This is a genomic window from Thermomonas mangrovi (assembly GCF_028201335.1).
Classification (GTDB): domain Bacteria; phylum Pseudomonadota; class Gammaproteobacteria; order Xanthomonadales; family Xanthomonadaceae; genus Thermomonas; species Thermomonas mangrovi.
Genome location: NZ_JAPEVV010000001.1, coordinates 113,633 through 126,290, shown reverse-complemented (window position 1 = coordinate 126,290; position 12,658 = coordinate 113,633). Strand labels below are relative to the sequence as shown.

Below are 12,658 nucleotides of genomic sequence, written 5' to 3'. Positions count from 1 at the left end.
TCAGGCGTCGGCGCTCGCCGCCGGCGCGCCCATCGCGCGGCTCAACCCGACCGCGACCAGCACGGTCGCGACCAGGGTGATGAACATCAGGTGCAGGTAGTGCAGCGGCGTCCACGCGAAAGTGAACACCGCGTACAGCGCCACCCCGAACACCAGCGCGATGCGGATGGCCCTGGCATTCGCGCCGCGCACGAAGATCGCCACGAAGAAGCTGGCGAGCACCGGCATCGAATACAGGCCGTTCAGCTGCTGCAGCGTGCCGATGATGCTTTTCGCGTTCTGGTATAGCGGCACCAGCGCCAGCGAGGCCAGCATGAAGACCACCTGCACGACCTGGCCGACGCGCTTGCCGTCCGCCTTCGGGTTCACCATCGGCAGGTGGATGTCGACCGTGTACAGCGCGGCCGCGGAGTTCAGGCCGGCGTTGTAGCTCGACAGCACCGCGCCGGTGATCGCCGCCGCGAACGCGCCCGAGAGCCACGCCGGCAGCACGTCGCCGACCAGCCGCCCATAGGCGTTGTCGTCGATGTCGCCGTACAGCTTGAACGCGATGATGCCCGGCAGGATCACGATCAGCGGGGTGAGGAACTTCAGCAGCGCGGCGGCGTAGATGCCCTTTTGCGCCTCGCGGATATCCTTCGCCGCCAACGCGCGCTGGGCGATCAGCATGTTGGTGCCCCAATAGAAGATGTGCGCGAACACCATGCCGGTGAGCAACGTCGACCACGGGATGTCGGAATCCGGCGCGCCCCACAGGGTCAGGCGCTCCGCCGGGATGCCGGAGAAGTCCCAGCCGATGCGCTCCAGCGCGAACCAGGTCACCAGCCCACCCATCACCAGCAGCACCACGCCCATGTAGGTGTCGGAGATGGCGATGGCGCGCAGGCCGCCCAGCGCCGCGTAGGCCAGGCCCGCCAGCGCGAACAGCACCGCGATCGCGAGGATCGGCAGGTCCGGCTGGAACAGCGACTTCATGAAGCGCGCGCCGGTGTACAGCACCATCGGCAGCAGGATGAACATGTAGCCCAGCAGGAACAGTACCGAGACGGTGCGTCGCAGCGAGGCCCCGTTCGGCAGCCGCTTCTCGAGCAGCTCGGTGGTCGTGGTGCAGTCGTACTTGTAGTACATCGGCACCAGCACCTTGGCCAGCACCAGCAGGCCCGCGGCGGCGCCGAACTCCCACCACACCTGCAGCATGTTCTGCGCGCCGTTCATGCCCACGATCTGCTCGGCGCTGATGTTGGTCAGCAGCAGGCTGCCCGCGATGAACGGCCAGCTCAGGTGCTTGCCGGCCAGGAAGAAGTCCTGCGCGGAATCCGCGCTGTGGGCTTCCTTGCGGTAGCGCCACCAGGTGGCCAGCGCCACCAGCAGGGTCAGGCCCAGGAACACCGCCAGTTGCACGACATTGGTTTGCATCGCGTTGTTGCCCCCTCGCGCCGACGATGCGCGAAAAAAAGCCCCTGCCTGTGCGGGACAGGCAGGGGCGTGGTCACTTCATCCGATCGCGGGGATCAGAACTTGTAGCTCGCGCCCAGCAGCAGGGTACGACCCCACTTGATGGTTTCCAGCGGACGATCCTTCACTTCCGCATAGGTCCGGTAGGACTCGTCGGTCAGGTTGCTGGCCTGCAGGAGGAGGCTGAGGCCCTTCAGGCTGCTGCCTTCGCCGAAGGTGTAGCTGACTTGCGCGTCGGTGATGTTCTCGCCGACCACATAGCGCAGCGTGCGATTGCCCGCGAAGTTGCCGATTTCACCGATGAAGTCGGAGCGGCGACGGTTGTTGATGCGGAACTCGAAGCCGTTGCGCTCGTAGTAAGCGGTGAAGTTGTAGACGCGGTCGGACAGGCCCGGAAGGGTGATGTCACCGCTACCCACGCTGCTGGCGCTCTCGGGATCGCGGATCTGGATGTTGCTGTCATTGAACGTGGCGCTGGCGATCAAGCCGAAGCCCTCGAGCGGCTTCCACAGCATGTCCAACGGCAACGATGCCGACAGCTCCAGGCCCTGCAGGGTGCCGCCACCGCCATTGAACGGCGCGGTCATGGTCCCCGTCGTCTGCACGGGTGCGGCGCCTGCCGGCGGCACGTAACCCACCAGCAGGTCGGTAAAGTCGTAGCCGTCGCGGGTCTGGGTGTAGATGTAGGAACGCAGGTCCTTGTAGAAGTACGCGGCTGCCACGTAGGCCTTGGACCCGAAGTACTTCTCCCACGAGATATCGAACGCATTCGCGCGCCACGGATCCAGCAGCGGATTGCCGCCGCTGGCGCCGGGCTTGCCGGTACCGAAGTCCACGCCGAACTCGACCGAGGCGCGCATCTGGTCGACACGGGCGCGGGCGACCTGGCGGGCCAGCGCCACGCGCACGGTCTGGTCGTCGGCGACCGAGAACGCCAGATTGAGGCTGGGCAGCACGTCGGTGTAGCGCTTGCCGTTCTCGTACGGGCGGATCTCGCTGCCGGCGGGCTGCGAGCTGTCCCACACGCGCGAGGCCGAGGACTGGTCGGTGTGCTGCACCTGCAGGCCGATGTTGCCGCGCACCGGGACCGAACCCCACGTGGTGTCGATGTTCGCCCGCAGGTAGGTGGTGGTGATCTGCTCCGACACCGACCAGGCCTTCGGGATCAGGTAGGCCGCGGTATCGTCGGTCGGGTTGAAGGTCATGTAGCGGTCCACCGCGCCGGGCACGTTCCACGACGGGATGTAGCCGAGCCCGGCGAAGCCCAGGTCGACCAGGCCGTACTGCAGATCCGAGGCGATGGTGGTATCGCCCTGGCTGCCGACGTTGATGTTCCCTTCCGGCTGCTCCTTGTCCTTCTGGCGATCGGCGTAGTTGAAGCCGACGTCGATGCCGGAGAAGACATCGGACAGCGCCGAAGGCGCCGCGAAGGCCGCATCCAGGCGGAAGCTCTTGAGTTCGTCCTCGACCTTCGGCACCTTGCCGTAGCCAGAGCCGTAGATGGTGTTGCGCAGATAGAGCTTGGTCGCATCTGAGTAATCGCGGCCTGGCGTCAGCTGCGGGAACGGGCTGTTGCCGTAGTCGATGGTCAGCGTGTCGAGCTGCTTGGCGGGCACCAGCTGGGTGTTGTTCTCCAGGTTGATCTCGTCGCGCTTGGCCTTCGACCAGCTGGCATCCGCGGTCAGCTTGACCGACTCGAGGAAGAACTCGTTGCGCCAGCCGAACGCGCTGATGTCGTCGTTGCGCTTGTTGTACATGCCGCGCACCAGCGGGTACACGTTGATCACCTTGCCGGTGCTGAGGCTGTCGTTGCCGGTGGTGGTGACGTCGGTCCAGCTGCAGGCCGGGCTGCAGGGATAATCGCCGTTGTAGTACAGGTGCGATTCGAACTGGTTGGCGGTGTCTTCCTGGGTCGCTTCGGAGTGGAACGCATCCAGGGTGCTGATCCAGGACTCGGAAGGCCGGAATTCGAGGGTGGCCATCACGCCATCTCGCTTAGTGGAGCCCGTCCGGCGCAGCGCCTTGATGCCATCCGAGAACCAGGTACCGGCGGCAATGCCGGGGCGCCAGCCTGCACCCGTCTCGAACCAGGGCTCGTACAGGCCGACCTGCTCTTCCTGGATCGGGGTGTCGGAATGGGAGTAGCCGATCGAAAAGCCGACCTTGCGATCCGCCGACTGGCCGATGTAGCTGACGTTGAAGCGATTGCCGTCCGCATCCGCGTTGGCGGCGGAACCCAGCGAATTGCGCTGCCAGCGACCGCTCACGGCGATCACCGGCGCATCGTAGTCGAGCGGACGCACGGTGCGCATGTCGATGGTGCCGGACAGGCCCTGACCGACCAGTGCCGCATCCGGGGTCTTGTACAGGGTGACGCCGGCCATCAGTTCGGACGGGTACTGGTCGAACTCGACGCTGCGGTTGTCGCCGGTGCTGACGAGTTCGCGGCCGTTGAGCAGCGTGGTCGCGAAGTCGGGCGACAGGCCACGGACGCTGATCACCTGGGCACGACCGGCGACCCGTTGCGCCGCGATGCCGGGCAGTCGGGCCAGCGACTCGGCGATGCTCACGTCGGGCAGCTTGCCGATGTCCTCGGCGGAAATGGCTTCCACGATCGAGGTGGCGTCCTTCTTGATGTCGATCGCACGCTCGATGCCGCCGCGGATGCCGGTGACCGTGACCTTGTCGAGGGTCTTGGCGTCTTCCGCCTTCTTCTTCGCCGCGCTTTCCTCGGTCTGCGCCGTGTCCGTCGCGGACTGCGCATGCGCATGGGCCGCCATCATCATCGTCGCCGACGCCAGCGCGACGCTCAGCAGGTTTCGCTTCAACTGCACCATCTTCCCCTCCAGGAGTCGTTGTATGGACGAATGGTCATCGCCACTCGTTCCGGTGTCTCCGCGCCGCACTCGATCGGCAGCGTGGGCGGACTGGATGGTAGTCGGGCGATTTCGCAACGCACGAAGCTGCATACGTATTCATCGCATTCACTCCGGGAAAACCGCTTCCTGCACGCCCCGGACGGGGTTTTGTCTGGCCGCGTCCCGTCAATCGCGCCTACCAAGCCGGCCATTCAAGGCGTGTTGCGGCAGTGCAGCACGCAACAGCGCAAGCCGTACTCAGCCCCCGAGCGGCACGAAGCGCACCGCCGCGCCGCCGCCGCCGGCCAGCCACAGCGACAGCACGTCGCCGCGGGCCACGGTCTTCTGCTCGCGCACGAAGCGGAAGCGCGCGTCGCCGCGCCAGTCCGCGCCCTCGCCGTCGCGGTAGACCTCGGCACGGTAGCGCTGGCCGGGAGCCAGGAAGTCCAGCGCCAGCGACAGCGTGCGCGGGTGGCGGTCGTTCATCGCGCCGAGGAACCATTCACCCGCCCCGCGGGCCTTGCGCGCGATGGCGACGTATTCGCCGACCTCGCCCGCCAGCACGCGGCTCTCGTCCCAGTCGACGGCGACATCCTTGATGAACTGGAAGGCATCCGGATGCGCCGCGTAGTGTTCGGGCAGGTCGGCCGCCATCTGGATCGGGCTGTAGATGCCGACGTACAGCGCGAGCTGGCGCGCCAGCGTGCTGCCGATCTCCTGCCCGCCCTTGCCGGTCAGGCTGAGCACGCCCGGCGTGTAGTCCATCGGCCCGGCCAGCAGACGGGTGAACACCAGGGTGACCTCGTGCTCCGGCGGGTTCGGCGGCTGGCCCCAGGCGTTGAACTCCATGCCGCGCGCCCCTTCGCGGGAGATCCAGTTGGGATAGGTGCGGCGCAGGCCGGTGTCCTTGATCGGCTCGTGCGCATTGATCGCGACATGGTGCCGCGCCGCGTCCTTGACCACGCGCAGGTGGTGGTTGCTCATCCACTGGCCCTCGTGCCACTCGCGCAGCACCGGCCCGCCGGCGACGTCCTGGCGTTCGATCTGCCCGGCATCGCAGACGTAGCCGGTCTTGATCGCGTCGATCCCGAGCCGCGCCGACAGCGCGAAGGCCTGGTCCATCTGCCGCTCGTAATGGCTGACCGCGCAGCCGGTCTCGTGGTGGCCGATCAGGTGCACGCCCTTCGACCCGGCATACGCCGACAGGCCCGCGAGGTCGTAGTCCGGCGTCGGCTTGCGGAACTCGAAGCCCCAGCCGTTGGCGAACCAGTCGCCATCCCAGCCCGGGTTCCAGCCTTCCACCAGCACCCCCCGGAAGCCGTTCGCCGCGGCGAAGTCGATATACCGCTTGGTATTCGCGGTGGTCGCGCCATGCCGCGGGCCGGTGGCCCAGGTCTCCTGGTCGAGGTGCAGCGACCACCACACGCCGACGTACTTGGCCGGCTTGAACCAGGACACGTCGCCCAACGCGTTCGGTTCGTTGAGGTTGAGGATCAGGTCGGATTCGACCAGGCCGCCCGCCTTGTCGGCAATGACGATCGTGCGCCACGGCGTCGCGAACGGGGTGGTGCGCACCACCGGCGCCGGGCTGCCGGGCGTGAGCATCGCGCGCAGCGCCCCGCTGTCACCACGCATCAGGTTCATGCCGGCGTAATCGACCAGCGCGGCTTCGTGGATGCTGAGGTGCAGGCCATCGTCGGTGCGCAGGGTGATCGGGGTCTGCGCGACGCCGACCTCGGCCAGCGGCGTGCGGTGGTAGAGGTATTCCTCGCGGTTCCACTCCAGTGCCGGGATCCACCACGCGGTGGCCGGCCGCGCCACTGCGAACTCGGTGAGTTCCTGCACGATCTCCGCGGTGCGCAGCGTGGGCTGCGCGGGCACGTCGTAGCGGAAGCCGACGCCATCGTCGAACACCCGGAACACCACGTCGAAGCGGCGGCGGTCGTGGTCCTTCTCGACGAAGCTCGCGCGCAGTTCGTTGTAGCGGTCGCGCACGAAGCGACGCTCGCCCCACGGCTGTTCCCACGTCGTGTCGGCACTGCGCGTGGCCTGTCCGTCCAGGGCCAGGTTGCGCAGCAACTGGCGGCCGTTGCGGAAGATGAAGCCCAGCCGCGAATCCGCGACCACCGGCTTGCCGTCGCGGGACACCCGGTAGGCCAGGCGTCCCTCGCCATTGAGGTCGAGCTCGACCACGATGCGCCCGTCCGGCGAACGCGCCTGCGCCACCTCTCCCGCCTGCGCCACCACCGGCATCGCCAAGGCCAGCAACACCATCCATTGCATCCGCTTCATCGCGTCCCCTCGCCTGTCTTGACCACGAACACCACCACGCTGCGACCGGGCACCTCGAAGCGGCCTGTCGCGGCCTCGTAACGCGCCTGCCGCGGCCGCGCATCGACGGCCGCGGGGGCCGCCTGCACCGGATGCAGCACGTAGCGCTTGCCGGCCTCTTCCGGCAACGCCAGCACGCGCGCATCGGGCGCCACGTTGAGCAGGTACAGCACCTCGTCGAAACCCGCGTCCACGCCGCGCCCATCGAGATGGCCCGCGATCACCGCGGGATCCTGGCCCGGGCCGGTGTTGCGGAATGCCAGCCGCGCGCGCACGTCCTGCGCGCTGCGCAGGCGGAACAGCGGCGTGCTGGCGCGGATGCGCAGGAGGTCGCGGAAGGCATCGCGCATCCACGCGATGTCGGCCGGCGACGGCCTGGCATCCGGGTTGCGCAGCACGGGACGCAACAGGTTCCAGTCCTTGCCGTTGTCCTGCGCCGGCGGCAGGCCGGCACCGAAGCGGTTGTCGGTGTAGGTCCAGTCGAGGCGGTTGAACCAGTCGCCGGAATCGAAGCTGTTGCGGTCCAGCGACTTGCTGCGCAGCACGTCGGTGCCGGCATGGAAGTACGCTACGCCCTGGCTCAGGGCGACGAAGGCGGCGCCGAGCAATTGCACCCGCGCGCGTTCCGCCGCGCTCGTGGACTGCGGCAGCTTGAGGGCGTTGATGTCCCACAGCGTCGGGTTGTCGTGGTTCTCGACGTAGTTCACCACCTCGCCGGGCTGGCTGGCGTAGCCGGCCTCCATGCCCTTGTAGTCGAGCGCGGACAACGGGCCGACGCGGCCGTCGGCGAACGCCATCGTGTAGTCGCGGAGCGTGCCTGCGAGGCCCGCGCGCGCAAGGTCGGCGGCATGCCGCAGCTCGGCGCCGCGGGGCTGGCCACGGCTGCGCGCATTCGGCGCGGATGCCAGCCCGTTCAGCAGCCCCTGCCGCGCGATGAGGTCGGGGCCGCTGTCGCAGCAGCCGCCGCCGCGCAGCGCATCGCGTGCACGGTCGCTGAAGGTCGCGATGCCGGTCCCGTTCAACATCCCCTGCGCGGCCTGCGGGAAGCGCGCGCCATCGGCGATCTCGCCGAAGTTCCAGCCCTCGCCGATCAACGGGACCCGGCGCCCGGCCGCCGCGTCCGCCGCGCGTTGCACCGCCAGCATCGCCGCGCGCGGCTGGTGGCCCATCAGGTCGAAGCGGAACGAGTCGATGCGGTAGGCGCGCGACCACGTCGCCACCGAGTCGCGCATCAGCCGCGCCATCATCCGGTGCTCGGTCGCGGTGTTGGCGCAGCAGGTCGACGTCGCTACGCGACCCTGCGCGTCCAGGCGCTGGTAATACCCCGGCACGATCCGGTCCAGCACCGAATGGGCGGCCTGGCCCGCGGCGCTGGTGTGGTTGTAGACCACGTCCATGCCCACCCGCAGGCCGATCGCGTGCAGCGCCTGCACCATCGCGCGGAACTCGCGGATGCGCACCGCGCCATCGGCGGCGTCGCTGGCGTAGCTGCCATCGGGCGCCGTGTAGTGGAACGGGTCGTAACCCCAGTTGAAGCAGTCGCGCGCTGCCACCGCCATCGCCGCGGCCTGCTGCGCATCGCTGTCGGGCGCGGCGTCCGGGATCGCCGGCGCGACGCAACCCGACTCGGGGATGGTCGCGATGTCGAACACCGGCAGCAGGTGCAGGTCGGTGATGCCGGCCTCGGCCAGCGCGCGCAGGTGGCGCATGCCGTTCGAGCCGAGGTCGGTGAACGCGAGGTACTTGCCGCGATGCACCGCCGGCACGCTGGCGTCGCCGACCGAGAAATCGCGCACGTGCAGCTCGTAGATCGCCATGTCCGTGTTGGAAGCCGCGGCATCCGGGCGCGGCGCCGCATCCCAGCCCGGCGGCTTGAGCGCGGGGTCGTCGAGGTCGGCGATGTAGCTGCGCGTGGAATCGGTGGACAGGCTGGTCGCGTACGGATCGCTCACGCGGTTGCGCACGATGCCGACGCCGGGCACGTACACCTCGACCAGCCAGGCGTAGTAACCGCCGCGCAGGTCGCGCGGGAGCGCATTGAGCCAGGTGCCGGTGCGCGCATCGCGCGCCAGCACGACCTGCTCGCTGGCCGGCGCGGTGCCATCGCGGTACAGGCAGGCAGAGGCGGCCGACGCGGTGGGCGCCCACACCCGGAACCAGGTGCTGCCGTCGCCCGGCGTCGCGCCTAGCGGGCCGCGATCGGTGTCGGCCGCGGCGTACAGCACGTCCAGCGCACCCGGGTGCTGCACGTGGGTCGCGTCCACCACGCGCCCGCCTGCGTCCTCCTGCACCAGCAGCAATTGTCCTTGCAGCAGGTGCGGGAGTGCGCCGCGATCCTGCGCTGGCACTTGCAGTTCGACGCCGGGGCCGGTGAACCGGAAGCGGGCCTCGATGTCCGCCGCCAGCGCGCCCGCGGGCGCGAGCGCCAGCGCCTCGTCGATGCCCGAGGCCACCGTCCCCGGCGAGGTGCGCAAGGCCGCGTCCGCCGAGGCCAGCAACCGGTAGCGGCCGTCTACCGGCTTGCCGGGCCAGCGCAAGCTGCCGGCATCCAGCCAGTAAGCACGCGCGTCCGCCGTGGCCTGCGCCGCCGGGTGCAGGACCACCGCATCGGGGCCGTCGCAGGCGGCTTCGACTGCCGAAGCGCTGGCGGAGCATGACAGCAGCAACGCCGCGCAGGCCATGCGTGCGCGGCATTGCATCGATTTCATCCGAGCATCGCGCAGGCGCCGCCGCGCGCCGGGAAGCGCAGGCAGTCGCCATCGACTTGCGCGGCGTCCACCCCCGGCATCGGCAGCACCGTCGCCGGCATCGGCAAGCTCCACTCCACCGCCGCCGCGGACAGGTTGAACGCGACCAGCAAGCGCTGGCCGGCGTGTTCGCGCACGAATGCGAGCACCTGCGGCGGCGCGTCGACGAAGCGGATCGCGCCTTCCACCAGCGCGGGCTGCTTCTTGCGCCAGGCGAGGAAGGCACGCGCGGCGTTGAGCACGGAACCGGGGTCGCGCGCCTGCGCCTCGGCGTTGCGCGTGCGGTGCGCCTGCGGCACCGGCAACCAGGGCGCACCGCTGCTGAAGCCGGCGTCCGGCGCATCGGTCCACGGCATCGGCGTGCGGCAACCGTCGCGGCCCTTGAAGTTCGGCCAGAACGCCTTGCCGTAGGGATCCTGCAGCGCCTCGAACGGCACCTCCGCCTCGGGCAGGCCAAGCTCCTCGCCCTGGTACAGGCAGACCGAGCCGCGCAGCGAGCACACCAGGGCGACCAGCTGCCGCGCCAGCGCGTCGTCGTCGGCAACGCCGCCCCAGCGGGTGACCGCGCGCTGCACGTCGTGGTTGGAGATCGCCCAGCACGGCCAGCCTTCGGTCATCTTCGCTTCCAGCGCTTCCACCGTGGCGCGGATGTAGGCGGGGCTGCTGTCCTCGGTGAGCAGCTCGAAGCTGTAGCCCATGTGCAGGCGGTTGGGCGTGCAGTACTCGGCGGTGGTCGCCAGCGAATCCTCCGAGGAAATCTCGCCGAGCGCGCCGATCTCCGGGTAACGGTCGAGCAACGCGCGCAGGTCCTCGAGGAAACCGAGGTTCTCGGGCTGGGTGTTGTTGTGCCAGTGGTATTGGAACGCGTACGGGTTGTCCGGGCTGAAGCCGCGGCCGGTGCGCAGTTCCGCCGGCTTGGCCGGGTTGTCGCGCAATCGCGCGTCGTGGAAGCAGAAGTTGATCGCGTCCAGGCGCAGGCCGTCGACGCCGCGGTCCAGCCAGAAGCGCACGTTCGCCAGCTGCGCCGCGCGCACGTCCGGGTGGTGGAAGTTGAGGTCGGGCTGCGACGGCAGGAAGTTGTGCAGGTAGTACTGGCCGCGCCGCGGCTCCCACTGCCAGGCCACGCCGCCGAACAGCGACAGCCAGTTGTTCGGCGGGCTGCCGTCCGGCCTGGCATCGGCCCACACGAACCAGTCGGCCTTGGGGTTGTCGCGGCTCTCGCGGCTCTCGCGGAACCACGCGTGCTGGTCCGAGCAGTGGCTCAGCACCTGGTCGATCATCACCTTCAGGCCGAGCGCGTGCGCCTTCTCCAGCAGGCGGTCGAAGTCGTCGAGGGTGCCGAACAACGGATCGACGTCGCGGTAATCGGCGATGTCGTAGCCGAAGTCGGCCATCGGCGACTTGAAGAACGGCGAGATCCAGATCGCATCGACGCCGAGCGCGGCGATGTAGTCGAGGCGCGCGAGGATCCCCGGCAGGTCGCCCACGCCGTCGCCGTCGGTGTCGAGGAAGCTGCGCGGGTAGACCTGGTAGATCACCGCGCCACGCCACCAGTGTCGTTCCGTCATCCCCGCCCCGCGTGCCTGCGACAGGCGCGGACTATGCCGCCTGCCGGCGCGGCTGCGCGCGCGTCGTGGGTCATGCCCGGCTTGAATACGTTTACATGCACGAAGGGGGCCGCAACCCCCCCGGATATGCGGCGCTGCATCACGACGCGCAGGGATCGCCACTGCACACTGCGGCACCCTGGCACCGCACTGGACGACCGATGGCATCGCACGCGACGGGCAACAAGCCGCAGCTTTCGTTCTGGCAGATCTGGAACATGTGCTTCGGCTTCCTCGGCATCCAGTTCGGGTTCGCGCTGCAGAACGCCAACGTCAGCCGCATCTTCCAGACGCTGGGCGCCAGCATGGACGCGATCCCGGTGCTGTGGGTCGCGGCGCCGCTCACCGGCCTGCTGGTGCAGCCGGTCATCGGCTACCTCTCCGACCGCACCTGGACCGGGCTGGGCCGCCGCCGTCCCTACTTCGTGGCCGGCGCGGTGCTGGCCTCGCTGGCCCTGTTCGCCTTCCCCAACGTGCCCGCGCTGTGGATCGCGGCCGGCATGCTGTGGATCCTCGACGCCTCGATCAACGTGGCGATGGAGCCGTTCCGCGCCTTCGTCGGCGACCAGCTGCCGCCGGCCCAGCGACCCAAGGGCTTCGCGATGCAGAGCTTCTTCATCGGCGTCGGCTCGGTGGTCGCGAGCATGCTGCCGTTCCTGCTGGAGCGGATGGGCGTGGCGAACACCGCGCCCGAGGGGCAGGTCCCGGACACCGTGCGCTACGCCTTCTACGCCGGCGGCGCGGTGTTGCTGGGCGCGATCGGCTGGACCGTGCTGCGCACCCGCGAGTACCCGCCGGAGGCCTTGCACGCCTTCGACGAGGCGCCGCCGCTGGCGGCACGGCGCGGCAACGACGCCACCATCCGCACGCTGGGCATCGCGGCCCTGCTGGCAGGCGCCGCCCTTGCCTGGGTGGTCGCCAGCCGCGGCCTCGACAAGGCGCTGTACATCCTCGCCGGGTTGTCGGCGGGTTTCGGCCTGGCCTTCCTGCTGCGCACCTGGCTGGCCGCGGACAACGCGTTCACCCGCATCATCGACGACATCCGCGACATGCCCGGCACGATGGCGCGGCTCGCGGTGGTGCAATTCTTCTCCTGGTTCGCGCTGTTCGCGATGTGGATCTACACCACCGCCGCGGTCACCGAGGTGCATTTCGGCAGCACCGACGCCACCTCCGCCGCCTACAACGAAGGCGCCAACTGGGTCGGCGTGCTGTTCGCGGCCTACAACGGGTTCGCCGCGCTGGCCGCGATCGCCATCCCGTGGATGGTCCGGCGGATCGGCCTGCGCGCCAGCCACCTCGTGAATTCGGTGCTCGGCGGGCTCGGGCTGCTGTCGATGCTGTGGATCCGCGACCCGCACTGGCTGTTGCTGTCGATGGCCGGCGTCGGCTTCGCCTGGGCGTCGATCCTGTCGCTGCCCTATGCGCTGCTGTCCGACAGCGTGCCCGCCGCGAAGATGGGCGTGTACATGGGCATCTTCAATTTCTTCATCGTCATCCCGCAGCTGGTCGCCGCCAGCCTGCTGGGTTTCCTGCTGAACACCCTGCTCGGTGGCCATGCGATCAACGCCCTCGCGATCGGCGGCGTCAGCATGATCGTCGCCGGCCTGTGCGTGCTGCTGGTGCGCGCACCCCACGACCGTACCGCCTGAGGACCCGC

At 69.1% G+C, this 12,658-nt stretch carries 6 protein-coding genes; 1 reads left to right on the top strand and 5 read right to left on the bottom strand.

All coding sequences use genetic code 11. The annotated features are described in order from the left end of the window. The 5 genes from ON759_RS00620 to ON759_RS00600 all read right to left on the bottom strand — a co-directional run bounded on the left by ON759_RS00620 (window position 1) and on the right by ON759_RS00600 (window position 10,959). On the bottom strand, window positions 1-1,416 hold the full coding sequence (locus ON759_RS00620; protein ID WP_271678422.1) for a solute:sodium symporter family transporter: 1,416 nt from the start codon (window positions 1,414-1,416) through the stop codon (window positions 1-3). A 95-nt stretch (window positions 1,417-1,511) separates the two neighbouring features. Continuing rightward, on the bottom strand, window positions 1,512-4,292 hold the full coding sequence (locus ON759_RS00615; protein WP_271678421.1) for a TonB-dependent receptor: 2,781 nt from the start codon (window positions 4,290-4,292) through the stop codon (window positions 1,512-1,514). A gap of 279 nt (window positions 4,293-4,571) precedes the next feature. Further along, window positions 4,572-6,605 carry a glycoside hydrolase family 97 protein gene (locus ON759_RS00610; protein ID WP_271678420.1) on the bottom strand — a complete coding sequence of 678 codons (2,034 nt, stop codon included), beginning with the start codon at window positions 6,603-6,605 and terminating at the stop codon, window positions 4,572-4,574. After that, entirely contained in the window at window positions 6,602-9,352 is a 2,751-nt protein-coding gene (locus ON759_RS00605; RefSeq protein WP_271678419.1) for an alpha-1,6-glucosidase domain-containing protein, read from the bottom strand. Before ON759_RS00605 ends, ON759_RS00610 begins: the two co-directional genes overlap by 4 nt. Beyond that, window positions 9,349-10,959: an alpha-glucosidase family protein gene (locus ON759_RS00600; RefSeq protein ID WP_271678418.1), complete on the bottom strand. Its 1,611-nt coding sequence runs from the start codon at window positions 10,957-10,959 to the stop codon at window positions 9,349-9,351. The genes ON759_RS00605 and ON759_RS00600 overlap by 4 nt, the downstream gene beginning before the upstream one ends. Before the next feature lie 200 nt (window positions 10,960-11,159). On the opposite strand from ON759_RS00600, the gene ON759_RS00595 reads away from it, so the two are divergent. Beyond that, window positions 11,160-12,650 (top strand): MFS transporter, encoded by a 1,491-nt coding sequence (locus ON759_RS00595; RefSeq protein WP_271678417.1) that lies wholly within the window; start codon window positions 11,160-11,162, stop codon window positions 12,648-12,650. The last annotated feature ends 8 nt before the right edge of the window (window positions 12,651-12,658 follow it).